The organism is Lysobacter sp. GX 14042, assembly GCF_021390425.1.
GTDB lineage: Bacteria > Pseudomonadota > Gammaproteobacteria > Xanthomonadales > Xanthomonadaceae > Novilysobacter.
The window spans coordinates 39,157-62,764 of sequence record NZ_JAJUWY010000006.1; the positions used below are offsets into that span (position 1 = coordinate 39,157).

The following is a 23,608-nucleotide window of genomic DNA, read 5'->3' on the forward strand; positions in this document are numbered from 1 at the left end:
GACGACATGCACCTGGACACCCTTGCACTCGCCTTCACCCTGGTACTGGCCGGCGGCACCGCGCAGGCCGCGGAGCTCCAGGTGCCGGGCACGGCGTTCCTGGACGCCAACGGCAACGGGCGCCGCGATCCGGGCGAAACCCTGCTGGCCGGGATCAAGGTCTCCAACGGCCGCGACGTGGTGCTCAGCGACGCGCAGGGGGACTTCCGGCTGCCGCTGCGACAGGGCGATACCGTGTTCGCGATCAAGCCACCCGGCTACACGGTGCCGACCGGCGCCAACGGGCTGCCGCGCTTCTGGCAGCACCACTTCCCCGACGGCTCCCCGGCGTTGCGCTACGGCGGCATCCCGGCACGCGCGGTCGAGCGCATGGAGGTGGCCCTGCAGCCGGCGGCCCAGGCGGAGGATCCGCTGGAGGTGCTGGTGATGGCCGACCCGCAGGTGAAGAACACGGCCGACGTCGACTACTACGCGCGCGACATCATCGCCGACGTCGCGGCGCACACCGCGCCGGCGCTGGGCATGAGCCTGGGCGACATCGTCGACGACGACCTGTCGCTGTATCCGGCGATCAACGCGCACACCGCCTCGCTGGGGATCCCGTGGCTGCACGCGCCGGGAAACCATGACCTGGACTTCGATGCAGTCGGCGATGCCGGCTCGCTGCTGACCTGGCGCCACAGCTACGGCCCCGACACCTATGCCTGGGAGGAACCGGGCGCGGCGTTCGTGCTGCTCGACGACGTGATCTACCTGCCGGGCCAGCGGCCGGCCTACACCGGCGGGCTGCGCGAAGACCAGTTCACCTTCCTGGAGTCCTACCTGGCGACGCTGCCGGACGAGCACATGGTGGTGCTCGGCGCGCACATCCCGTTTTTCGACACCCATCCGGACCCGGCGGTGGAAACCTTCCGCAGCGCCGACCGCGAGCGCCTGTTCGCCCTGCTGGAGCGCTTCGACAAGGTCCTGCTGCTCAGCGGCCATGGCCACGTGCAGCGCCACGTGTTCCACGATGCGGCCAGCGGCTGGAATGGCGCCGCGCCGCTGCACGAGTACAACCTGGGCGCGGCCTGCGGGGCGTTCTGGTCCGGGGTGAAGGATGAGGCCGGGATTCCCGACGCGACCATGGCCGACGGCACGCCCAACGGCTACGCGACGTTGCACATCGACGACGGCGACTACCGGCTGGCCTGGCATCCGGCGCGGCTGCCCGATGGCGACCCGGCGCTGACCCGAGCCATGGCCCTGCGCGCACCCGAGGTGCTCCGGCAGGGGGCGTACCCGGCCTGGGGCGTGTACGCGAACGTGTTCATGGGCACGCCGGACACGCGGGTCGAGTTCCGCGTCGGCGGCGGCGACTGGCAGCCCATGCGCCGGGTCGAACGGCCGGACCCACGGCTGCTGGCCGAGAACGTCCGTGACGACGAGGCGGCCGCGTTGCGTGGCTATGACCGCTCGCCCGAGGCCGAGCCCGGCACCCACCTGTGGCGGGGCGCGCTGCCGACCGACCTGGCGCTCGGCGAACACGACGTCGAGGTCCGCGCCTTCGACCGCTGGCAGGGCGAACAACGCGCCCGCACCCGCTACCGCCTGGAAGCCCGCGACCCGTAGGGTGGAATGTCGGCGAAGGATTCGACGCGGGGGTGGCCGTTCCATTCCGCTTCGGTGCGCGCGGTCGGGTAATCCTCGCGACGGTCGAGCAGGGTGGTCGCCAGGCCGGCATCGCGGGCGGCGTCCAGCTCGGCCACCACGTCGGACAGGAACAGGATGTCGCCCGCCGGCAGGCCGATTTCCCCGGCGATCGCCCGGTAGCTCCCGGCCTCGCGCTTGGGGCCGCTGGTGGTGTCGTACCAGCCCGAGACCAGGCCGGTCAGGTCGCCGGCATCGCTGTGGGCGAACAGCATGCGTTGGGCCGGCACGCTCCCGGAGGAGTACACGTGGATCGCCGTTCCGTCGGCATGCCAGCGCCGCAGCGCCTCCACCGCGTCGGGATAGAAGTGCGAGTGGAATTCGCCGCTGCGGTAGCCGTCGGCCCAGATCATTCCCTGCAGGGCCTTGAGCGCGGTGTGCTTGCGGTCCTCGTCGATCCAGCCCTGCAGCACCTCCACCACCATGGCGTCCTGGCACATGCCGCCCAGTCCGGTGGCGACCTCGTCGAGCCAGCGGCGCACCGCCGGTTCCTGGCCGCGGGCCTTGACGAAGCCGGGCAGGGCGCGGCGCGCGTAGGGAAACAGCACGTCCTTGACAAAGGAGATGCTGCTGGTGGTGCCCTCGATGTCGGTCAGGATCGCCTTCATTGCCTGTCTCCGGCGGCCGGCTGGTAGCGGGGAAAGCGGGTGGCGATGTCGCTGCCGGTGAAGTGCCCGACCCAGCCTTCCGGGTCGGTGAAGAAACGGATGGCGACGAAGCGCGGCTCCGGTCCCATGTCGAACCAGTGGGTGGTGCCGTCGGGCACCGAGATCAGGTCGCCCTTTTCGCACAGCACCTCGTACACCCGGTCGCCCACGTGCAGGGTGAACAGGCCGAAGCCGTCGACGAAGAAGCGGACCTCGTCCTCCCTGTGGAAGTGCTCGTCGAGGAACTTCGCCCGCATCTGTTCGCGCTGCGGGTGGTCCGGGGCGATCGAGACCACGTCGACGCTCTGGAAGCCGCGCTCGGCGACCAGCCGGTCGATGTCGGCGCGATAGGCCTCCATGATCGCCTCCGGCGCATCGCCGGCGGCCACCGGCCGGCTGGCCTCCCACTGCTGGAAGTCGACCCCGATCGGCTCCAGCTCGGCGCGGATGCGCAGCGGGTCCTCGGTGCCCAGCAGCGGGGTACCGGGTCGGTTGTCGGCAAAGATGCGCAGGCGGCTCATCGCTGCAGTCTCCTCAGGTCCAGTTCGCAGCCGAGCAGGAACTCGAATGCCTCCAGGTGGCGCCGGGCCTCGGCCATGTCACGGCCCCAGGCGTACAGCCCGTGGCCGTCGATCAGGTAACCCCACGCCGGGCCGCGGTCCAGTTCGGCGTCGGCCAGCGCCGACAGCGCCAGCATGTCCTGGCTGTTGGGCAGCACCGGCAGGTCGACCGCGGTCTCGTGGGTGCTGTTGCCGGCAAAGGCCTTCAGCAGCTCGTAGCCCTCCAGGCGGACGTGGCCGGCGCCGGCGAACAGCCGCGAGGCCACGGTCTGGTTGTGCGAATGGGTGTGCAGCACGCAGCCCGCGTCCGGAAAGCGCCGGTACAGCCGGGTATGCAGCAGGGTCTCGGCCGACGGGCGGCGGTCGGTGCCGACCGGCGCGCCGTCCAGGTCCACGACCATGATGCCGCCAGTGTCCAGCCGGCCCTTGTCACCGCCCGAAGCGGTGATGGCAACGTGCTGCGGGTCCATCCGCATCGAGAAGTTGCTGCTGGTCGCCGGGGTCCAGCCGAACGCGGCGAGCTCGCGGACATTGGCGACAAGTTCGGCCGCGCACCGCTCGAAGCGCTGCACGTCATGGGCTTTTGCGGTCATGCCGCGAGTTTATCGAACCCCGCGGCCATCAGGGCGCAGCCGGCTGTGCCGGTAGCCGTAGCCGAAGTAGATCACCAGCCCGAACAGCGTCCAGCCGACGAAGATCATCCAGTGCTCCACGAACGGTTGCCAGAACAGGTACAGGCAGGTCGCCACCCCCAGCGGGCAGATCAGCAGCGCGCCGGGGACCCGGAACGGCCGCTTCAGTCCGGGCTGGGTGTAGCGCAGCACCAGCACCCCGGCGCAGACGGTGGCGAAGGCCAGCAGCGTGCCCATCGACACCAGCTCGCCGAGCACGCTCAGCGGCAGCAGCCCGGCCAGCGCGCAGGCCACCACGCCGACGATGATCGTGCTGACGTGCGGGGTGCGGAAGCGCGGGTGCACCCTGCCGAACAGCCGCGGCAGCAGCCCGTCGCGGGACATCGAGTAGAAGATCCGCGGCTGCGCCATCAGCATCACCAGGATCACCGAGGACAGGCCGGCGATGGCGCCGATCTCGGTGGCGGTCTTCAGCCAGTCCAGCGCCGGGTAGGGCTCCAGCGCGCTGACCACCGGCTTGGCGGTGCCCAGCAGGCTGTAGTGGGTCATGCCGGTCAGCACCGCGCACACCGCGATGTAGATGATCGTGCACACCGCCAGCGAACCGAGGATGCCGCGCGGCATGTCGCGCTGCGGGTTCTTCGCCTCGCCGGCGGCGGTTGAGACCGCGTCGAAGCCGATGTAGGCGAAGAACACGATCGCCGCCGCCCGGGTCACCCCGTCGAAGCCGAAGCGGCCCGGGCCTTCGGATTCGGGGATGAAGGGCACCCAGTTCGCCGGGTCCACGTATTGCGCGCCGAAGCCGACGAAGGCGGCGATCACCACCACCTTGATCGCCACGATCACCGCGTTCACCAGCGCGGACTGGGTGATCCCGCGGTAGCACAGCGCGGCGACCGCGGCGACGATCAGGATCGCCGGCAGGTTGACCACCGCGCCGGTGGCCACGAAGCCGGTGCCGTCCCAGCGCACCGGGGCGTCCGCCAGCGCGGCGGGGAAGGGCAGCCCGAGGCTGCCGGTCAGGAAACTCACCAGGTAACTCGACCAGCCCACCGCCACCGAGGAGGCGGCGAACAGGTATTCCAGCACCAGGCACCAACCGATGAACCAGGCGACGAACTCGCCGAGGGTCGAGTACGCATAGGAATACGCGCTGCCGGACACCGGCAGCAGGGCCGCGAACTCGGCGTAGCACAGCCCGGCCAGCGCGCAGGCGAAGCCGGCCAGGACGAAGCTGAGCATGATCGCCGGCCCGGCGTGCTCCGCCGCGGCCTGGCCGGTGACCACGAAGATCCCGGCGCCGATCACCGCCCCCATGCCCAGCAGGACAAGGTGGCGCACGGTCAGGGTGCGCTGGAGCGTGATCTCGCCTTCCAGGCTGCCCTCGACGGGTTCGCCGGCATCGACGTGTCCGGCCGGTTCGATCGGCTTGCGTGCCAGGAGGTTGTGCAGCATCGGGAAGGTCTCGGGGTCAGAGCAGCGCGTTGATCAGGACCGCGGCCACCAGCAGCGGGCACAGCACCCGCAGCAGCCAGCGCCACAGGGCGAAGCCCCAGGCGGGAATGCCGGCCAGCTGCTCGCGCAGGATGTTGTCCTTGAGCACCCAGCCGGCGAACAGCGCGATCAGCAGGCCACCCACCGGCAGCATGATGTCGTTGGCGACCAGCTCGATCAGGCCCATCAGGTCGCGGTCGAGCAGGCGCACGTGCGACAGCAGGTTGAACGAGAACACGGTCAGCAGGCCGAGCGCCCAGCACAGCAGCGCCATCAGGATCGCGGCGCCCTTGCGGCTGCGGCCGCGCTCGACCAGGTAGGCGGTCGCCGGCTCCAGCAGCGAGATCGAAGAGGTCCACGCGGCCACGAACAGCAGCGCGAAGAACGCCAGCCCGTAGACGATGCCGCCGGTCATCACCTCGAACGCCAGCGGCAGCGAGGTGAAGATCAGGCCGGGGCCGCCGCCCTCCGGGCTGATGCCGAAGGCGATCACGATCGGGAAGATCGCCAGGCCCGCCATCAGCGCCACGGTGGTGTCGCACACGGCGACGATGGCGACCGTGCGCGGGATGGACACGTTGCCGGGCAGGTAGGCACCGTAGGTCATCATCGCGCACATGCCCAGGCTCAGGGTAAAGAACGCCTGGCCCATGGCGGCGACGAACACCCCCGCATCGACCTTGCTCCAGTCCGGGCGGAACAGCCAGGCCGCGGCCTGGCCGAGGTGGCCGGTGGTGGCGCCGTAGAGCACCAGCAACAGCAGGGTCAGGAACAGCGCCGGCATCAGGAAACGCACCGCGCGCTCCAGGCCTTTTTCAACCCCCAGCGCGACCACGCCCACCGTGGCGCCCATGAACAGCGCGTGCCAGAACAGCAGTTCCGCCGGATTGGCGAGCATCGAAGTGAACACCGCCCCCGGATCGGTGATGTGCGCGCCGCCGAACAGCTGCGCCAGGTACAGCCAGCCGTAGCGCAGGGTCCAGCCGCCGACCACGCTGTAGAAGCTCAGGATCAGCACGCCGGCGACGATGCCGATCCAGCCGATGCCGGTCCAGCCCTTCGATACCCCGGTCTCCCGGGTGATCGAGGCCAGCGTGGTGATCGGGCTGCGGCGGCCGTGGCGGCCGATCAGGATCTCGGCGATCAGCACCGGCAGGCCGACGAAGAAGATGCACGCCAGGTACACCAGCACGAAGGCGCCGCCGCCGTTGTCCGACGCCAGGTAGGGAAAGCGCCAGATGTTGCCCAGGCCGACGGCCGAACCGGTGGCGGCGAGGATGAAGGCCATGCGGGAGGACCACATGCCGTGCAACGACGTCTTTTCCATTCGTGATCTCTTCCGTCGGTGGTTGTCGGAGCCGGTCAGCCGGCGCGCGGGGTGGCGCCTTCCGCCGTGCCCGCGTCGTCCGGCGCGGGCGCACTGCCGTCGGCGCTGCCGCCGTCCGGCAGCCGGAGCACCTTGAAGCCCAGGTACCCCAGCACGATCGCCAGCAGCGGGTTGGCCAGGTTGAAGAAGGCGAACGGCAGGTAATCGAAGGTCGCCACCCCGAGGGTCGCGGCCATGTACGCGCCGCAGGTGTTCCACGGCACCAGGGGCGAGGTGATGGTGCCGCCGTCCTCCAGTGCCCGCGAAAGGTTCACCGGGTCCAGCCCGCGGCGCCGGTACTCGGGCTCGTACAGTCGGCCGGTGAGCACGATCGACATGTACTGGTCGGCGGCGACCACGTTCGCGGCGGTCGCGGTGCCGATGGTCGCGGCGATCAGCGAGCCGGTCGACTGCGCTGCCTTGAGCACGCTGCGGACCATCCGCTCCAGCAGCCCGGTCGATTCCATCATCGCGCCGAAGCCCATCGCGCAGACGATCAGCCAGACCGTGTTGAGCATGCTGACCATGCCCCCCCGGGTGAGCAGGTCGTCCACCGCGGCGTTGCCGGTGCTGGCGCGATAGCCGTCCGACAGCGCGCTCCACGCACCGGCGACCAGCGCCATCGGACGCGAGAGTGCGTCGTCACCGGCCAGCGCGACCACCACGTCGGGCTGGAACACCACCGCGAACAGCGCCCCCAGCAGCGCGCCGATCAGGATGCTCGGGTAGGCCGGGAAACCGGTCATCGCCAGCACGAAAACCACCGCCATCGGGATCAGCAGGTGCCAGCCCAGGTCGAAGTGCTCGCCCAGTACCCGCGGCAGGTCGCCGAAGGCTTCGCTCCCGCCACCGGGGCTGCTGCCCAGCCCGATCACGGTGAACAGCACCAGCGCGATGGCCAGGCTCGGGACCGTGGTCCAGGTCATGTGCCGGATGTGCGCGAACAGCTCGCTGCCGGCGGCCGCCGGGGCGATGTTGGTGGTGTCCGACAGCGGGGAGATCTTGTCGCCGAAGTAGGCGCCCGAGATCACCGCGCCGGCGGTGATCGCCGGTGACATGTCCAGGCCCTGGGCCACGCCGATCAGCGCCACGCCGAGCGTGCCGGCCACCGTCCAGGAACTGCCGATGGCCAGCGCGACGATGGCGCAGATCAGGCAGGCGGCGGGATAGAAGAACGAGGGGTGCAGCAGCTTCAGTCCGTAGACGATCAGCGTCGGCACGGTGCCGCTGAGGATCCAGGTGCCGATCAGGCCACCGACCGCGAGCAGGATGAAGATCGGCACGATCGCCAGCGAGATGCCGTGCACCAGGCTGTGCTGCAGCGCGCCCCAGTCCAGGCCGTTGCGCACGCCGATGATCGCCGCGGCGCCGGCGCACAGCATCAGCGAGACCTGGTTGGGTCCGTACGAGGCGTCCTCGCCGAACAGGTAGACCGCCAGCGCAAGCAGGGCGACCAGCAGGGCCAGCGGGGTGAGCGCCTGGAGCAGGGTCGGCTCGCGTGCGCCCGACGGAATCGGCTGGTTCGACATCAGGCCCCCGGTGGTCGAAGGCGCGTCGTTGCGCGCCTGCCTTGGACGTTGCGATGACAGCAACGTGACGAAGCGGGCCACGTTACCCCAGCGCGGGAAGCAGCGGCAACCGTGGCCAAAGGCATGGTCCGGGCGCCTTCCCGAGTCATGCGCGCGGCGTCCCGGCGCGCTACGCTGTCGCCCGCCGCCGGCCTCCCGCCGGCCCGCAACCAGGTTCCCGACAGATGACCCGCGCCCGTCCCGCCCCCCGCGCCACGCTCGCCGCCGGCTGCCTCCTGCTTGCGCTTGCCGGCCCGGTCGCCGCCTCCAGCTTCTACACCACCTCCAATGCGCTCTCCGGCTCGGTCGGCGGTACCAGCGATGGCGTCTCGGCGACCAGCGGCTCGTTCAGCGACGACAAGGTGGTGCTGGCCGCGCGCGACGACGCCGCCAGCTTCGTCGCCACCGCGGGCCAGGTGCGCGGCGCGCGGCTGGAAGCGGCGCTGCGCCACGTTCGTGAACAGCTGCCGGCGGCGCGCGAAGCCAGCGACATGGAGCTGGCGCGCGCCATCCTGGCGCCTTGACCGCCGTGCCGCCGCCGCGCGCGTGGCGGTGGGCGGGCGTGCTCGCCGCGCTGCTGGCCGCATCGCCGGTGGCGGCCTCGGTGCTGCAGCTCGATGCACGCGGGGCTATCGGCGCCGACACACGCGCGGCGACCCGTGCCCTGCTCGACGAGGCGGAGGCGAAGCTGCCGCCGGTCATGCGCCAGGCGCCGCCGGTCACGGTGCGCTGGAGCGACCGGCTGCCGGCGCACGTGGCCGGCCGGGCGACCCCCGACGCCCTGCTGCTCAATGCCGGCCTGCAGTCGTCGTTGCTGGCGGACGCGCCGGATGCCGCGGCCGCAGTGGTGCGCGAGCGCCTGCTGGCCACGGTCATCCATGAGCTTGGCCACTTCCATGACCGTCGCGCGCGCCTGGCGCGGGATCCGCGCCTGCTCGACCTGGCCGGCTGGCAGGAGCGGGCGCGCAAGCCCGGGCGCGAACGCGGCAACGCCTTCAGCGACCGCAGTCCGGACCCCTACGAGCTCGACAGTCCGGCCGAGTTCGTCGCGGTGAACCTGGAGCACTTCCTGCTCGATCCGCAGTACGCCTGCCGGCGGCCGGCCATGCACCGCCATTTCGCCAGCCACTTCGGCTGGGCGCCGGAGGCGGTGGAGTGCGCCCCGGGGATCCCCTACCTGGATCCTGTGGAAGAGGGCGGAGCGGCGCTGGCCGTGCTCGACCCGGCGCGCGTCTACCAGGTCGACTACCTGCTGGCAGAGGGCAACGAAGAGTGGATGAGCCGCTGGGGGCATTCGATGCTGCGTCTGGTCATCTGCGCCCCTGAACGGGAGCCTGGGCCGGAATGCCGGCTGGACCTGCAGCACCACCGGGTGCTGTCGTTCCGGGCCTTCGTCGACGACGTGCAACTGTCGAGCTGGGCCGGCCTGACCGGCGGCTACCCGTCGCGACTGTTCGTGCTGCCGCTGGAACAGGTGGTCGAGGAGTACACCGCGGTCCAGTTGCGCGGGCTGCGTTCGCTGCCGCTGGACCTGGCGCCGGCCGAGATCGCGATGTTGCTGGAGCGGGTCGGGCGGCTGCACTGGAGCTACGACGGCCGCTATCGCTTCATCGGCAACAACTGCGCGGTGGAGACCTTCAAGCTGCTGCACGACGGCGTGCCGCGCCTGGCCGGCGAACGCCTGGCCGCCCTCACGCCGACCGGGCTGCTGTCGAAGCTGGAGCGGCGCGGCATTGCCGATGGCGGCGTGCTGGACGATGCGGGAGAGGCGCTGCGCCTGGGCTACCGCTTCGAGTCACTGGAGGCGCGGTTCCAGCAAATGCTCGATGTCGCCCGGCAGGAGTTCGCCGGCGCCGCGGACGCTGGCACGCCCGCGCCGGCCGCGCCGTTCCCCGCCACCACGCCCGCCGGCTGGTTCGCCCTGGATCCGCGGGAGCGGGAGCCGTGGCTTGAACGTGGTACGCCGCGCGCCGGCGCCGCCCTGTTGCTGCTGGAGCACGCCGCGCGCCGGCGCCAGGTCGCGCTCGCGCGTGACTGGCTCAAGCGTCGCTACCTGGAGGGGGCAGTGGCGGACCCGGCGGTGCTCGAGGCGGTTGCCGCCATCCTCGACGGCCTGCTGGAAGGCGGGGGGCTGGCCACCCGGCCGGCGCTGCTGCTCGGTGGCCGGCCCGGCTACGGCTTGCCGCAGGCGGCCGAGCGCCGCGAGGTGGCGTCGGCCGCCGCGGCCCGCCGCCGGGACATGGAGGCCCTGCAGGCCTCGCTGGAGGAACAGGTCATGCCGTTGCTGGATCCGCCGCTGGCGGCCGGGCTGGCCGCGGTGGACGCCAACATCGCCGGCCTCGGCGAACGCCTGCGCGCGCAGCAGCGCGCCGCGGGCGGGTTCGTGCTTCCGTGAGTCCGGCTTCCATGAGTCCGGACCAAAGCCTGGGCCGGCAACTCGGGGACTACCTCCAGCGCTGGCCCGCGGAGGCCGCAACGGTCGCCCTGTTCCGCGAGCTGCTCGACGGGCACCACGGCGGTGCAGGCAATGCCTATGTCCGCGACCGGCAGGCCGGCCACTTCACCGCTTCGGCCTGGCTGGTCGACCGTACCGGCACGCGGGTGCTGCTGACCCACCACCGCAAGCTCGGCCGCTGGCTGCAGCTGGGCGGCCACGCCGATGGCGACGAGGACCTCGCGCGGGTCGCGCTGACCGAGGCGCGGGAGGAGTCGGGACTGGAGGGGCTGGCGGTCGAGCCGGTGCTGTTCGACCTGGACCGGCACTGGATTCCGGCCCGCGGCGACGTGCCGGGCCACTGGCACTACGACGCGCGCTACGTGGTGCGGGCCGGTGGCTCGGAGCGCTTCGTGGTCAGCGGGGAATCGCTGGCCCTGGCCTGGCGCCCGATAGCGGAGATTGCTGGCGATCCGGCGGCGGATGCCTCGTTGCGCCGTATGGCCGGCAAATGGCGGGAGGGCGTCAATCGGCGCGGCCGCTGAACTCCCCGCTGGTGGTGTTGACCAGGACCCTCTCGCCGGTGGCGATGTACTCGGGGACCATGATCTCCAGGCCGGTCGACAGCTTCGCCGGCTTCGGGCGCTTGGTCGCGGTGCCGCCCTTGAGTTCGGGCGGGGTGTCGACCACTTCCATGGCCACGGTCTGCGGCAGCTGCAGGCCGACCGGCTGGTCGTCGATGATCTGCACGTGGCAGCCGGCCAGGTCGTCGACGATGTAGCCGGCGTCATCGCCCACCACGTCGGCATCGAGCATGTACGGGGTGTAGTCCTCGTCGTCGAGGAACACGAAGGCCTCGCCGTCACGGTAGGAGTAGGTCGCCTGCCGGCGCAGCAGCTCGACCTCGGCGAGGGTGTCGTCGGCGTCGAAGCTGGCGTCGGCCTTGTTGCCGCCGGGCACCGAATACATCACGAAGCGGAAACGGACATTGCCGCCGCGGCCCTGGGGCGAGCTGCGGTCGATGTCGCGCACCTGGTAGACAGCGCCGTTGTACTCGACGACGTTGCCCTTCTTTACGTCTGAAGCCTTCATGCGTGGTCCGGTCCGTTACTTGGGGGCGAGGCGGGTGGCGCCGTCGAGGCGGATGGTCTCGCCGTTGAGGTAGCTGTTGCCGATGATGTAGGCGACCAGGTCGGCGTACTCCTCCGGCTGGCCCAGGCGCGAGGGGAAGGGAATGGTGGCTTCCAGCGACTCGCGCACCTGCGGCGGCATGCCGTCGACCATCGGGGTCCAGAACACGCCAGGCGCAATCGTCATCACCCGGATGCCGAAGCGGGCGAGCTCGCGCGCCATCGGCAGGGTCATGCCGACCACGCCGGCCTTGGAGGCGGAGTAGGCGGCCTGGCCGATCTGGCCCTCGTAGGCGGCGACCGAGGCGGTGTTGACGATCACCCCGCGCTCGCCGTCGTCGCCCGGCTCGTTGTGTTGCATCACCGCGGCGGCGGCCTTGGCGACGTTGAAGCTGCCGACCAGGTTGACCATCACCGTGGACTGGAACTTGGCCAGCGGCATCGGGCCGTCCTTGCCCAGCACGCGGCCGGCGCCGAGGATGCCGGCGCAGTTGACGGCGATGTCCAGCCCGCCGAGGAAGTCGCGGGCGGCCTCCACGCTGGCCTGGACCCGGGCCTCGTCGGAAACGTCGGTGGCGAAGAACCGGGCCTTGTCGTCGCCCAGGGCAGCGACGGCTTCGGCGCCCTTGTCCTGGTTGACGTCGAACAGCGCGACACGGGCGCCGTGGGTGGTGAGGTGGCGGGCGACGGCCAGGCCGAGGCCGGAGACGCCGCCGGTGATGAGGGCGCGCGAACCGTTGAGCTGCATGCTGGATCCTGGAACGGGACAGCCGCTGATTCTAGGTGACCGGCGCCGCGGTGCCGAACCTTGCCTCGAATTCCTCCGCCGGCAGGCCCGGCGCATACAGGAAGCCCTGGCCGATGCGCACACCGCGGCCAATCAGGAAGTCGCGGTGCGCCGCGGTCTCGACCCCTTCGGCCACCAGTCCCAGGCGCAGGCTGCGGGCGATGCCGATCACCGCCTCGCACACCGCCACGTCCGACGCGTTGTCCGGTACCCCCTGGACGAACAGCTGGCTGATCTTCAGGCCGTGGATCGGCAGCCGGCGCAGGTAGTTGAGTGCGCTGTAGCCTTCGCCGAAGTCATCGATGCTCAGCTTCACCCCGAGCGCCTGCAGCGCGGCGAAGGCGGCATTGGTCTCCGGCGCGTCCTCCACCAGCACCCGCTCGGTCAGTTCCAGTTCCAGCGCCTCGCCCGGCAGCCTGAACTCGGCGAGTGCCCCGGCCACCTGCTCGGCCAGGTCGCCGGACAGGAACTGGCGGAACGAGACATTGACCGCGATCCGCTCCAGCGGCAGGCCCTGCGCGCGCCAGCGGCACAGCTGGCGGCAGGCCTGGCGCAGCATCCAGCTGCCGATCCCGACCACGTCGCCGGTGTTCTCGGCCAGGTCGATGAACTCGCCGGGCATCATCACGCCCAGCGCGGGGTTGTTCCAGCGCAGCAACGCCTCGGCGGCGACCGGCCGGCCGGTCGCCAGGTCCACCTGGGGCTGGTAGACGACGTGGAACTCGCCGTGGGCCACCGCGTTGCGCAGCTGGGTCTCCACCTGCAGCCGGCGCTGCTGTTCGGCGGCCAGCTCCGGGGTGAACACCTGCCAGCCGTTGCGGCCGCGGCGCTTGCTGGCGTACATCGCCGCATCCGCGTTCTGGATCATCAGCTGGGCGCTGGTGCCGCCCTGCGGCGCGACCGCCATGCCGATGCTCGCGGTGACCGCGAATTCCTCCTCTTCCACCCGGAAGCTGGCGTCGAACGAGGCCAGGATCGCCTCGGCCATGCGCACGGCGCGTCCGGGATCGTCGGCGAGCGAACACACCACCAGGAACTCATCGCCGCCCAGGCGGGCCATCAGTCCCTCGCTGCCGACCACCGCCTGGATCCGCCTGGCCGCGGCGGTGAGCAGCCGGTCACCGGCGCTGTGGCCGAGCACGTCGTTGACGATCTTGAAGCGGTCCAGGTCGACGTACAGCACCGCGAGCGCGGACTGGGTCGGGTCGCCCAGCCGCTCGGCCAGCTCGGCGCGGATCGCATCGCGGTTGAGCAGTCCGGTGAGCGGGTCGGTGCGGGCCTGCACCCGCAGGGTCTCCTCGTCCTGCTTCTGCCGGGTGATGTCCTGGATGGTGCCGGTGATCCGCGCGCTGAGCGGACCGTGGGCCTCGGCCTCGGCCATGACCCGCATCCAGAACGGGTGCCCGCCGCCGCGGCTGCCCTGCAGCTCCAGGCCGAAGCCGCGGCCTCGCTCGACCGCCGCCTCCAGTGCCTGCAGCAGCCGCCGCCGGTCGCTCTCGACCAGGCAGGCCAGCAGCGCGTCGCGGTTGGCGGGCGGGGGGTCACGCCCGAGGATGCGCTTCGCCTCGCGGGTCAGGTACAGCCGGTCACGGCCGGTATCCCACTCCCAGCCACCGATGCTGGCCAGCGACTGCGCACGGGCGAACAGCGCGCTGTCGCGCTTGAGCCCGGTGACGTCGGCGTACAGCGTCGTCACGTAGCGCGGGCGGCCGTTGCGGCCATTGCCCTGCGGCATGGCGGTGACCCGGACCCAGCCGAGGGTGCGTGCCTCGCGGTCGAACATGCCCAGCACCCGCGGGCCTGCCTGCTCGCCGGTGCGCAGCACGATCGCGGAAGGAAGCGCGTCGCCGGGTACCTCGCGGCCGCGCTCGTCGATGAACTTCCAGCGCGGCTGGGTGCCGGGGAAGGGCAGCTCGGGCGAGACATCCTGGCCGAACATGCGCCGGGCAGCCGGGTTGGCGTAGACGATCCGGCCACGCTGGTCGCGGACCACGATGCCCTGGTCCAGGCACTCCACCACGTCGCGGAAGCGCGGCTCGACCCGCGCGGAAGAAGGCGCGGGCGGAGCGGGCTTCACGTGGCTGCCAGGGCCCTTCCGGCCTTGCTGCCGGTCTCGCGGCCCAGCAGCCCGGCGAGCCAGCGGCCGGTCGCCGCCAGTGCGTCCAGGTCCACCCCGGTTTCGATGCCCAGCCCGTGCAGCATGTAGACCACGTCCTCGGTGGCGACGTTGCCGCTTGCCCCGGGCGCGTACGGGCAGCCCCCGGCGCCGGAGACCGCCGCATCGACCACCGCGACCCCTTCCTCCAGGCAGGCGAGGATGTTGGCCAGCGCCTGGCCGAAGGTGTCATGGAAGTGCACCGCCAGCGCCGTCATCGGCACCTCGGCGGCCACGGCGCGCAGCATGTCGCGCGCCTTGCCGGGCGTTCCCACGCCAATGGTGTCTCCAAGTGATATCTCGTAGCAGCCCATCTGATGCAGTTCACGTGCAACGCGCACCACGTCGGCCACCGGCACCGCGCCCTGGTAGGGACAGCCGAGCACGGTGGAGACATAGCCGCGCACCCGTACCCCGTCGGCCCGGGCGTGCTCGAGCACCGGTGCGAAGCGCTCCAGGGACGCGTCGATGGAGGCGTTTATGTTGCGCTGGTTGAAGGCTTCGGAGGCGGCGGTGAACACCGCGATCTCCTCGACGCCGACCTCGCGCGCGCGCGCGTAGCCCTTTTCATTGGGGACCAGCACCGGGTAGTGCACGCCGGGCCGGCGGCTGATGCCGGCGTAGACCTCGGCGGCATCCGCCAGCTGCGGCACCCACCTGGGGCTGACGAAGCTGGTGGCCTCGATGCTCTGCAGCCCGGTCGCCGAAAGGCGGTCGACCAGCGCGATCTTGTCGGCCGTGGCGACGCTCGCCTTCTCGTTCTGCAGCCCGTCGCGCGGACCGACCTCGACCACCCGCACCCGCGACCTCATGCGGCCTCCGCCTTCTCCAGCGCCACCAGCACCGCGTCGGCCTCGACGAAGTCGCCGGCGACCGCGCGGACCTCGGCGACGGTGCCGCCGCGCGGAGCCTTCAGGCTCAACTCCATCTTCATCGCCTCGATCACCATGAGCTCCTGGCCTTCCACCACCGCATCGCCGGCCGCGACCCGCGCCACCACCACGCGTCCCGGCATCGGCGCCAGCACGCTGTCGGCCCCGGCCCCCGCGGCCCCGGCGGGCGGCTGGTAGAGCGGCCGTGGCTGCAGCAGCAGCCGTGCCACGCCATCGTGCACCAGCACCCGGGCGCCGGCATCAAGGACCTGCAGGCGCACCCCGTGGCCGTCGATGCGGGCGCTGAGCACGCCGTCGTCCAGGCGCGCACCCTCGACCTCGTGGGTCGCGCCGTCCAGGGCGATGCGCCAGCGTCCGGCCCCGCCGCTGACAGCCACCTCCAGCCGCCCGCCGTCGTGCTCGAAGGCCAGGTGGCGAATGGCGGGGCCATCCAGGCGCCAGCCGTCGCCCGCCGTCCACGGGGACTGCGGGTCACCGGAAGCCGCGTTGCAGTGCCGCGCGGCGCGGGCGGCCGCGAGCAGGTGGACCACCACCGCGCCGACCCGCCGGGTCGTTTCCGCCGCCGGATCGCCGCCGGCCTCCGCCGACGCGCCGGTGAACTCGTCCAGGTGGCGGTCCAGGTAACCGGTGTCGATGGTCGCCTCGACCACCGCCGGATGGCGTACCAGCCGTTCCAGGAAGCCGATGTTGGACTTGGGGCCGACGACGGCGCATTGCGCGAGCGCCCCGCGCAGCCGGGCGAGGGCGCGCGGGCGGTCGGCATCGTGGACGATCAGCTTGGCGATCATCGGGTCGTAGAAGATCGTGACCTCGTCGCCCTCGACCACGCCGGAGTCGATGCGGACCTTGCCGGGCAGGCGCAGGCGCTGCAGGCGGCCGGAACCGGGCAGGAAGCCGGCGTCCGGGTCCTCGGCGTAGAGGCGCACCTCGATCGCGTGGCCGTCGTGGCGCACCTGGTCCTGGGCCAGCGGCAGTGGCTGCCCGGCGGCGACCTGCAGCTGCCAGGCGACCAGGTCCAGCCCGGTCACGCATTCGGTCACCGGGTGTTCGACCTGCAGCCGGGTGTTGATCTCCATGAACCAGAAGCCGCCATCGGGGGCCACGATGAACTCCACCGTGCCGGCGTTGACGTAGTCGATCGCCCGCGCCGCCAGCACCGCGGCCTCGCCCATGCGCTCGCGCAGCTCCGGGCTCACGAACGGCGAGGGCGACTCCTCCAGCACCTTCTGGTACCGCCGCTGCGCCGAGCACTCGCGCTCGCCCAGGTGGATCACGTTGCCGTGGGCATCGCCGAAGACCTGGATCTCGATATGCCGCGGCTGCTCGATGTAGCGCTCCAGCAGCACCCGGTCGCGGCCGAAGGCGTTGCGCGCCTCGCGCTGGCAGGACTCCAGGGCCGCGGCAAACTCCGCCGCCTGGCGCACGATGCGCATGCCCTTGCCGCCGCCGCCGTGCGCGGCCTTGATCATCAGCGGGTAACCGACCCGGTCGGCCTCGGCCTGCAGCCGGGCGGGGTCCTGGTCCTCGCCGGTGTAGCCCGGCACCACCGGCACCCCCGCCGCGGCCATCAGGTCCTTGGCGCCCGCCTTGGAACCCATCTTGCGCATCGAGGCCGCCTTGGGCCCGATGAAGGCGATGCCCGCCGCTTCGACGGCCTCGGCGAAGTCCGCGTTCTCGGACAGGAACCCGTAGCCGGGATGGATCGCCTGCGCCCCGGCGGTCCGCGCCACCTCCAGGATCACGTCCCCGCGCAGGTAGCTGTCGGCCGGTTGCGGCCCGCCGATCGGATACGCCTCGTCGGCCTGGCGCACGTGCTGCGCATCGGCATCGGCCTCGGAATACACCGCGACGGTGCGGATGCCGAGCGCGCGGCAGGTACGGATGACGCGGCAGGCGATCTCGCCGCGGTTGGCGATCAGGATCTTGTCGAAAGGCATTCTTCTGGCCACGGTTGAGCGCTGTCTGGTGCGCACAAGGATACGTGGGGCCGCGGGATCCTGCGGCGGTGCGGCGCAGTCCCCGCGCAACGGCCCGGCCGGATCTGCGGGCCCCGCCCGTTAAGGAGAAGGACCGCTGGGAATACATGATTCAAAGCGGAGGCTTTCGCAGAATAAATTATTGACCTCATGTGAAGCCCATGCTACACACAGCCCGGCAATACCTGGGGGGCACGTCCACGTGGAAAATTTTTCTGGGGAGTAGGGCAATGCAGCACAAGCGTTTGCGCAAGAGCGTACTGAGCCTGGCCACGGGCCTGTGCCTGGCGGCCATGGTGCCGGCGGTTTACGCACAGAGCGCCACCGGCTCGGTAGCCGGTCGCGCCACCAGTGGCGACCAGATCATCGTCACCCGCACGAGCACCGGGCTGACCCGGAGCGCGACGGTGGACGCGGATGGCAGCTACCGCCTCGGCCAGCTGCCGGTGGGCGACTACCAACTGCAGACCATCCGCAACGGCCAGCCGGTGGGCGCGCCGGTGACCGTCAACGTGTCCCTGGGTGGCACCACCACGGTCAACCTCGGCAGTGAAGGCGGGATCGCCGACCTGGCCACGGTGAGCGTGGTCGGCTCGCGCGTGGTGAATCGCGTGGACGTGCATTCGACGGAGTCGGCCACCAACATCAGGCGCGAGGAACTGACGCGCTTGCCGGTGGACCAGAGCCTGGGTTCCGTCGCGCTGCTGGCGCCGGGCGTGGTGTCTTCGGGCGCCAGCTTCGGCGGCCTCAGCTTTGGAGGCTCGTCGGTGGCCGAGAACGTCGCCTACATCAACGGCCTCAACGTGACCGACCCCTACCGCCGCCAAGGCTTCTCGTCGGTTCCGTTCGCCTTCTACGAGGAGTTCCAGGTCAAGACCGGCGGCTATTCGGCGGAGTTCGGGCGCAGTACCGGTGGCGTCATCAATGCGGTGACGCGTTCCGGAGGCAACGAGTTCCACGCCGGTGCGGAAATCACGATCGAGCCGTCGGCCTTGACATCCTCGCCCGACGACCACTTCCACAGCGACGGCACCATCGACGAACGCGACCGCAGGAGCCGCGACGACAGCTCGTTCTACAAGACCAACGTCTGGGCATCCGGCGCCATCCTGCAGGACAAGCTGTTCTTCTTCGCCATGTACGAGCTGCGCGACAGCAATCCCAGGGACATCGACACCACCGAGGCGTGGTACACCAACAGCAACAACGATTTCTGGGGCGCCAAGCTCGATTGGCGGATCACCGACGACCACCTGCTGGAGCTGCTCGCCTTCTCCGACAAGGCCGAGTCGGACACCACCAAATACGATTACGACTGGGACAGCGCCACGCGCGGCAACAGCACCGGCCAGAGCTATGACGGCTCTGGCGGCGACAACTGGTCGCTCACGTACACGGGCCACTTCAGCGACAGCTTTACCGCCAAGGCCATGTATGGCGTGAACGAGCGCAGTGCGACCTCCGGCAGTCCCTGGGACGCGGACTGCAGCATCGTGGGCCGCTCCTCGAGCTACACCGAGATCTTCGGCGAGAAGACCCAGCAGGAAGGCTGCCATCCGAGCAACAGCAGCATCAGCAGCCGGTACGACAAGCGCGAGGCGGCGCGCCTTGATTTCGAGTGGACGCTCGGCGACCACCTGTTGCGTTTCGGCGTGGACCAGGAGGTGATGGATTCCAACAGCTCCAGGGTGTATCCGGGCGACGGCGTGAGCTACACCGCGATCGGCATCGCAGCCGACGAGGACGATCGCCAGCTTCCCAACGGCGCCTCCATTCCCGACGGCGTGACCGCCTACATCGACGCCCGCCACTACATCACCGGTGCCCCGGTCTCGACCGAGGCGCAGGCGATCTACATCGAAGACAGCTGGAGCGTGACTCCGAACGTGCTGCTGAACCTCGGCGTCCGCGCCGACAAGTTCCACAACAAGCTCGCTTCCGGCGCGACCTTCGCCAAGGCCGACTTCGGCGACATGATCGCCCCGCGCCTGGGCTTCAGCTGGGACGTGAAGGGCGACGGCACGACCAAGGTGTTCGGCAACGCGGGCCGTTACTACACTCCGCTCACCAACAAGCTCACCGACTATTTCGGCGGCGGCAGCACGGATGAGCACAGCTATTACGTGCTCGATGGCTGGACCGAGAACATCGATCCGATCACCGGCAACACCTACCTCATGCCGAACCTCGGTGCGCAGATCGGCCCGGTCAACACCGAGGGCAATGTTCCCGCACCCGATGACGTCCGCACCGCGGTCGACCGTGACCTGAAGCAGGTCTTCCAGGACGAGTTCATCCTCGGCTTCCAGCAGGCCATCAACCAGGAGTGGTCGTACGGGGTCAACGCGACCTACCGGGAAATGACCCGCGCGGTGGAAGATGCGCGCATCAACCATGTCGAAGGCTGCGCGTGGTACTCGGGCGACTGGCCCATCATCAACCCGGGTGAAAGCACCACCCTGTGGTGCCCGGACACCAATGACTGGGTCGAGTTCGATTCCTCCAAGGACGGCTACGAGGCGCTCGGCAGTGGCGCGGTGATGGGGTACAAGAAGCCCAAGCGCACCTACAAGGCGGTGGAGTTCCAGCTCGACCGCGCCTGGGACGACAAGTGGGCCTTCAACGCCAGCTACATCTGGTCCAAGTCCGAGGGCAACATCGAGGGCCCGGTGAACTCGGATACCGGCTACAACGACACCAACCTGGTGCAGTACTACGACCACCCGGCGGTCAACGAGCGCTTCGGCCCGACGTTCAACGACTTCCGCCATCAGATCAAGCTGCGCGGCAGCTTCAAGTTGAACGAGATGTGGAGCTTCGGCGCCACGGCGTCCGCGCGCTCCGGTGGCCCGATCACCGCGTTCGGCGTGCGCTGGCCCAACGACGACCGCAGTGCCGGCGGACCCGGCGAGTTCAGCGGCGGCGGCTCCGGCTGGCTGTGCGTGGCGAACTGCTCCGACTGGGAAACGCGGGAGCTGGTCTACTCGGAGCGTGGCGCGTTCGGCCGCATGCCGTGGGTCACCAACATTGGTGCCAACGTGACCTGGACGTTGCCGGTCGAGGGCATCGACCTGAAGGCGCGCCTGTCGGTGTACAACCTGTTGAACAAGCAGACCGCCGTCAACGTGCATTCCCGGTACGAAAGCACGCCCGGCAACATGATGCCGTACTTCGGGGAAGCCACCGGCTGGCAGTCGCCGCGCTACACGCAGCTGGTGGTGACGTACAACTTCTGAGGAACGAGGGAAGAGGAACGAGGAACGAGTGGGGCTCGTTCCTTTCCACCGGAGAATGGGAGGCCCGCGGAAGCGGGCCTCTTTCTTTTCCGGCCGCTCAGCCCGCCCAGGCGGGCTTGCGCTTGTCGAGGAAGGCGGTGAGGCCTTCCTGGCCTTCGCTGGAAACGCGCAGGCGGGCGATCAGGGCGGCGTTGTCGGCGTCGTGGCGGTCGCGGTCGGCGTGGGAGACCACCTGGCGCACCAGCGCCTTGGCTGTCGCCGAGGCGTGCGGTCCGGCCTTGAGCAGCAGCCCCGCCTGGCGCTGGATCGCCTCGTCCAGGGCGTCGGGTTCGACCACCTCGTGCAGCAGGCCCATCCGCTCGGCCTGGTCGGCGTCGAAGATCTCCGCGGTGGCGAACCAGCGCCGCGCCTGGCGGGCACCGATGGCCTCGATCACGTAGGGCGAGATCACCGCCGGCAGCAGCCCGAGCCTGCTCTCGGTCAGGCCGAACTTCGCGCCGCGTGCGCCGATGGCGATGTCGCAGCAGGCGACCAGGCCGACGCCGCCGCCGAAGGCCGCGCCATGGACCCGGGCGATGGTCGGCTTGGGAAGCTCATCCAGCACGCGCATCAGGCGGGCGAGGGCGAGCGAGTCGTCGCGGTTCTCCGCCTCGCTGGCGGCGGCCATGCCGCGCATCCAGTTGAGGTCGGCGCCGGCGGAAAACGAGGCGCCTTCGCCCTCGATCACCACGGCCCGGATCTCCGGATCCCGGGCGATCGCATCCAGTGCCCCGGTCAGTGCCGCGATCAGGGTCGCATCGAAGGCGTTGTGGATCTCCGGCCGGTTCAGGCGCAGGCGGGCGACGGGCCCTTCCCGCAGGTTGAGCAGGGGGTGGGACATGCGTTGACTCCTTGGAATGCACGGGAATCATATCGCCCCGGAAACGAGACTGATTCTCAAAGGCGGGGTAGACTTCGCGTTTTCGCCCGGACCACGTCCCATGCCTTCCCTGATCCAGCGCTGCCTGTTCGCCCTCGTGCTGGCGATGGCCTCCTTCGCGGGCCATGCCGCCGTTTCCGACTCGCAGACGGCCTGGCGCCTGCTCGACTACATCGCCGTCGACTACCCCGAGGCGGTGGCCGATGGCGAGGTGGTCAACGAATTCGAGTACGCCGAGATGCTGGAGTTCTCGACCTCGGCCGGCGAGCTGATCAACGGACTGGAACCGACCCCGGCGCAGTCGCAGCTGCTCGAACAGGTGCATGGGCTGCAGGCGGCGATCGAGGGCAAGCGCCCGCCGGCCGAGGTCGGTGCCATGGCGCGCGGGGCGGCCGCGGCGCTGCTGGCGGCCTACCCGATGCCGCTGGCGCCGGCCAGCGCCCCCGACCTGGCCCGCGGCGCGCAGCTGTACCAGCAGCTGTGCGCAAGCTGCCATGGCGCCAGTGGCGGCGGCGACGGCCCGGCTTCGGTCGGCCTGGATCCGCCGGCGATCGACTTCACCGACGAGGACCGCGCCCGCGAGCGCAGCATCTTCGCCCTGTACCAGGTGATCGAGCAGGGCCTGGAAGGCACCTCGATGCTCAGCTACGCCAGCCTGCCGGAGGACGAGCGCTGGGCACTGTCGTTCCACATCGGCCAGTACGCGTTCCCGGAGGAGCTGGCCGCGCAGGGCCGCGCGTTGTGGGAGGACGATGCCGCGCTGCGTGCACAGTTCCCCGACCTCGCCGCGCTGACCCAGGTGACCCCGGCGGCGCTGGCCGCGCAGGTGGGCGAGGACGACGCGCGCGCGCTGACCGCCTTCCTGCGCCGCGATCCCGGCGCCGTGGATGCCGTGGCGGAGCCGGAAGGCGCGCTGGCGCTGGCACGCATGCGCGTGGCGGAGGTGGTCGCCGCATACGGCGCCGGCGACAACAAGACCGCCCGCGACCTGGCGCTGTCGGCCTACCTGGACGGCTTCGAGCCGGTCGAGCCGGTGCTGGCCGCGCGCGATCGCCCCCTGATGCTGCAGATCGAGGCGGCGATGATCGAGCTGCGCACCGCAATCAGCCGCAGTGCCCCGCCGGCCGAGGTCAGCGAGCGTGCCACCGCGATCAACACGCTGCTGGGCGAAGCCGAGGCCGCCCTGGCGCCGGGCCAGGCCAACGGCGTGTCCTCGTTCGTCGGCGCCTTCACCATCCTGCTGCGCGAAGGCCTGGAGGCACTGCTGATCGTCATCGCGATGATCGCCTTCCTGCGCAAGGCCGGGCGCACCGAGGCGATGCCCTACGTGCACGCCGGCTGGGCCGGTGCGCTGGTCGCCGGTGGTGCGACCTGGGCCGCCGCCACCTGGCTGATCAGCATCAGCGGGGCAAGCCGCGAACTGACCGAAGGCTTCGCCGCCCTGTTCGCCGCGGTGGTGCTGGTCTGGGTCGGTATCTGGATGCACGGCAAGAGCCAGGCGGGCGCCTGGCAGCGCTACATCAACGAAAGGCTCTCGCACGCGCTGTCGAAGGGCTCGATGTGGTTCCTGTTCCTGCTGTCCTTCATCGTGGTCTACCGCGAAGCCTTCGAGACCGTGCTGTTCTACGCCGCCCTGTGGAGCCAGGGCGCGCATGGCGCGGTGATGGCCGGCGCCGCCGCAGCGGTGGTGGTGCTCGCCGTGATCGCCTGGGCGATGCTGCGCTGGTCGCGCAAACTGCCGTTCGGCACCTTCTTCGCGATCAGTTCGGCACTGCTGGCGATCCTGGCCGTGGTGCTGGCCGGAAAGGGCGTGGCCGCATTGCAGGAGGCCGGCTGGATGTCCCTGTCGCCGGTGGCGTTCCCGCGCATCGACCTGCTGGGCATCTCGCCGACGTGGGAGACGCTGGGCGCGCAGGTGTTGGTGATCGCCGTGTTGGCCATCGGCTTCATGGCCAACAAGGCGAGGAACGAGGGGAAAGGAACGAGGAACGGGTAAGGGCGCGCTCCGCCATCATCCCCGCGCACGCGGGGAGCCATGGCCGCGGTGCACTTTCCAGGCGTGGCTCCGAAACCTGCGCCAACCGTGGAGCCGGCTGTCGTGGGGGACAGGCCGCCCGACTTC

18 protein-coding genes are annotated in these 23,608 nt (G+C 70.5%); 6 read left to right on the forward strand and 12 right to left on the reverse strand.

Going from position 1 to position 23,608, the window contains the following annotated elements; genetic code table 11:
• The first annotated feature begins 6 nt into the window (after window positions 1-6).
• Window positions 7-1,611, forward strand: coding sequence for a calcineurin-like phosphoesterase C-terminal domain-containing protein (locus tag LY625_RS09490; protein WP_233739859.1), 1,605 nt, complete (start codon window positions 7-9; stop codon window positions 1,609-1,611).
• On the opposite strand, the gene mtnC is transcribed toward LY625_RS09490, so the two are convergent.
• From mtnC to nhaC, 6 genes are read right to left on the reverse strand one after another with little or no spacing between them, the layout of a single operon-like run.
• Window positions 1,584-2,297, reverse strand: coding sequence for an acireductone synthase (gene mtnC, locus LY625_RS09495; protein ID WP_233739860.1), 714 nt, complete (start codon window positions 2,295-2,297; stop codon window positions 1,584-1,586). The two genes, LY625_RS09490 and mtnC, sit on opposite strands and share 28 nt — an antisense overlap.
• On the reverse strand, window positions 2,294-2,857 hold the full coding sequence (locus tag LY625_RS09500; protein WP_233739862.1) for an acireductone dioxygenase: 564 nt from the start codon (window positions 2,855-2,857) through the stop codon (window positions 2,294-2,296). Before LY625_RS09500 ends, mtnC begins: the two co-directional genes overlap by 4 nt.
• Window positions 2,854-3,489, reverse strand: a complete 636-nt coding sequence (locus LY625_RS09505) for a methylthioribulose 1-phosphate dehydratase (RefSeq protein WP_233739864.1) — start codon at window positions 3,487-3,489, stop codon at window positions 2,854-2,856. The genes LY625_RS09500 and LY625_RS09505 overlap by 4 nt, the downstream gene beginning before the upstream one ends.
• A 9-nt stretch (window positions 3,490-3,498) precedes the next feature.
• Window positions 3,499-4,983, reverse strand: coding sequence for an amino acid permease (locus LY625_RS09510; RefSeq protein ID WP_233739865.1), 1,485 nt, complete (start codon window positions 4,981-4,983; stop codon window positions 3,499-3,501).
• 16 nt (window positions 4,984-4,999) lie between these two features.
• Window positions 5,000-6,349 (reverse strand): sodium-dependent transporter, encoded by a 1,350-nt coding sequence (locus LY625_RS09515; RefSeq protein WP_233739867.1) that lies wholly within the window; start codon window positions 6,347-6,349, stop codon window positions 5,000-5,002.
• 35 nt (window positions 6,350-6,384) lie between these two features.
• Window positions 6,385-7,998 carry a Na+/H+ antiporter NhaC gene (gene nhaC / locus LY625_RS09520; protein WP_233739869.1) on the reverse strand — a complete coding sequence of 538 codons (1,614 nt, stop codon included), beginning with the start codon at window positions 7,996-7,998 and terminating at the stop codon, window positions 6,385-6,387.
• A 143-nt stretch (window positions 7,999-8,141) separates the two neighbouring features.
• On the opposite strand from nhaC, the gene LY625_RS09525 reads away from it, so the two are divergent.
• The 3 genes from LY625_RS09525 to LY625_RS09535 are packed head-to-tail and all read left to right on the forward strand — an operon-like array spanning window position 8,142 to window position 10,935.
• The gene (locus tag LY625_RS09525; protein WP_233739871.1) at window positions 8,142-8,480 is read left to right on the forward strand and encodes a DUF2388 domain-containing protein; all 339 of its coding nucleotides are present in this window, start codon (window positions 8,142-8,144) and stop codon (window positions 8,478-8,480) included.
• A 38-nt stretch (window positions 8,481-8,518) separates the two neighbouring features.
• Window positions 8,519-10,351 (forward strand): DUF4105 domain-containing protein, encoded by a 1,833-nt coding sequence (locus tag LY625_RS09530; protein WP_233739872.1) that lies wholly within the window; start codon window positions 8,519-8,521, stop codon window positions 10,349-10,351.
• An 11-nt stretch (window positions 10,352-10,362) separates the two neighbouring features.
• Window positions 10,363-10,935, forward strand: coding sequence for an NUDIX hydrolase (locus tag LY625_RS09535; protein WP_233739874.1), 573 nt, complete (start codon window positions 10,363-10,365; stop codon window positions 10,933-10,935).
• Here LY625_RS09535 and yeiP read toward each other — a convergent pair.
• The 5 genes from yeiP to LY625_RS09560 are packed head-to-tail and all read right to left on the reverse strand — an operon-like array spanning window position 10,916 to window position 17,292.
• Window positions 10,916-11,482 (reverse strand): elongation factor P-like protein YeiP, encoded by a 567-nt coding sequence (gene yeiP / locus LY625_RS09540; protein ID WP_233739875.1) that lies wholly within the window; start codon window positions 11,480-11,482, stop codon window positions 10,916-10,918. The two genes, LY625_RS09535 and yeiP, sit on opposite strands and share 20 nt — an antisense overlap.
• A gap of 15 nt (window positions 11,483-11,497) precedes the next feature.
• Window positions 11,498-12,268 (reverse strand): SDR family NAD(P)-dependent oxidoreductase, encoded by a 771-nt coding sequence (locus LY625_RS09545; protein WP_233739877.1) that lies wholly within the window; start codon window positions 12,266-12,268, stop codon window positions 11,498-11,500.
• Between the two features lie 31 nt (window positions 12,269-12,299).
• Window positions 12,300-14,384: an EAL domain-containing protein gene (locus LY625_RS09550; protein WP_233739879.1), complete on the reverse strand. Its 2,085-nt coding sequence runs from the start codon at window positions 14,382-14,384 to the stop codon at window positions 12,300-12,302.
• On the reverse strand, window positions 14,381-15,274 hold the full coding sequence (locus LY625_RS09555) for a hydroxymethylglutaryl-CoA lyase (RefSeq protein WP_233739880.1): 894 nt from the start codon (window positions 15,272-15,274) through the stop codon (window positions 14,381-14,383). Before LY625_RS09555 ends, LY625_RS09550 begins: the two co-directional genes overlap by 4 nt.
• Complete coding sequence (locus LY625_RS09560) at window positions 15,271-17,292, reverse strand: acetyl/propionyl/methylcrotonyl-CoA carboxylase subunit alpha (RefSeq protein ID WP_233739882.1); 2,022 nt, start codon at window positions 17,290-17,292, stop codon at window positions 15,271-15,273. The genes LY625_RS09555 and LY625_RS09560 overlap by 4 nt, the downstream gene beginning before the upstream one ends.
• Window positions 17,293-17,561: 269 nt before the next feature.
• Here LY625_RS09560 and LY625_RS09565 point away from each other — a divergent pair, with 269 nt between their 5' ends.
• Window positions 17,562-20,567 (forward strand): TonB-dependent receptor, encoded by a 3,006-nt coding sequence (locus LY625_RS09565; protein WP_233739883.1) that lies wholly within the window; start codon window positions 17,562-17,564, stop codon window positions 20,565-20,567.
• A gap of 97 nt (window positions 20,568-20,664) precedes the next feature.
• Here the strand turns inward: LY625_RS09565 and LY625_RS09570 are convergent, their stop codons facing one another.
• Window positions 20,665-21,447 carry an enoyl-CoA hydratase-related protein gene (locus LY625_RS09570; RefSeq protein ID WP_233739885.1) on the reverse strand — a complete coding sequence of 261 codons (783 nt, stop codon included), beginning with the start codon at window positions 21,445-21,447 and terminating at the stop codon, window positions 20,665-20,667.
• Between the two features lie 100 nt (window positions 21,448-21,547).
• On the opposite strand from LY625_RS09570, the gene LY625_RS09575 reads away from it, so the two are divergent.
• Entirely contained in the window at window positions 21,548-23,482 is a 1,935-nt protein-coding gene (locus LY625_RS09575; protein ID WP_233739886.1) for a cytochrome c/FTR1 family iron permease, read from the forward strand.
• Window positions 23,483-23,608 lie beyond the last annotated feature (126 nt).

Bases quoted from the DNA above. Each gene is read 5' to 3' on its own strand.
- LY625_RS09490 (WP_233739859.1), top strand. From the start codon at position 7: ATGCACCTGGACACCCTTGCACTCGCCTTCACCCTGGTACTGGCCGGC.
- mtnC (WP_233739860.1), bottom strand. From the start codon at position 2,297: ATGAAGGCGATCCTGACCGACATCGAGGGCACCACCAGCAGCATCTCC.
- LY625_RS09500 (WP_233739862.1), bottom strand. From the start codon at position 2,857: ATGAGCCGCCTGCGCATCTTTGCCGACAACCGACCCGGTACCCCGCTG.
- LY625_RS09505 (WP_233739864.1), bottom strand. From the start codon at position 3,489: ATGACCGCAAAAGCCCATGACGTGCAGCGCTTCGAGCGGTGCGCGGCC.
- LY625_RS09510 (WP_233739865.1), bottom strand. From the start codon at position 4,983: ATGCTGCACAACCTCCTGGCACGCAAGCCGATCGAACCGGCCGGACAC.
- LY625_RS09515 (WP_233739867.1), bottom strand. From the start codon at position 6,349: ATGGAAAAGACGTCGTTGCACGGCATGTGGTCCTCCCGCATGGCCTTC.
- LY625_RS09525 (WP_233739871.1), top strand. From the start codon at position 8,142: ATGACCCGCGCCCGTCCCGCCCCCCGCGCCACGCTCGCCGCCGGCTGC.
- LY625_RS09535 (WP_233739874.1), top strand. From the start codon at position 10,363: ATGAGTCCGGACCAAAGCCTGGGCCGGCAACTCGGGGACTACCTCCAG.
- yeiP (WP_233739875.1), bottom strand. From the start codon at position 11,482: ATGAAGGCTTCAGACGTAAAGAAGGGCAACGTCGTCGAGTACAACGGC.
- LY625_RS09545 (WP_233739877.1), bottom strand. From the start codon at position 12,268: ATGCAGCTCAACGGTTCGCGCGCCCTCATCACCGGCGGCGTCTCCGGC.
- LY625_RS09555 (WP_233739880.1), bottom strand. From the start codon at position 15,274: ATGAGGTCGCGGGTGCGGGTGGTCGAGGTCGGTCCGCGCGACGGGCTG.
- LY625_RS09560 (WP_233739882.1), bottom strand. From the start codon at position 17,292: ATGCCTTTCGACAAGATCCTGATCGCCAACCGCGGCGAGATCGCCTGC.
- LY625_RS09565 (WP_233739883.1), top strand. From the start codon at position 17,562: ATGCAGCACAAGCGTTTGCGCAAGAGCGTACTGAGCCTGGCCACGGGC.
- LY625_RS09570 (WP_233739885.1), bottom strand. From the start codon at position 21,447: ATGTCCCACCCCCTGCTCAACCTGCGGGAAGGGCCCGTCGCCCGCCTG.
- LY625_RS09575 (WP_233739886.1), top strand. From the start codon at position 21,548: ATGCCTTCCCTGATCCAGCGCTGCCTGTTCGCCCTCGTGCTGGCGATG.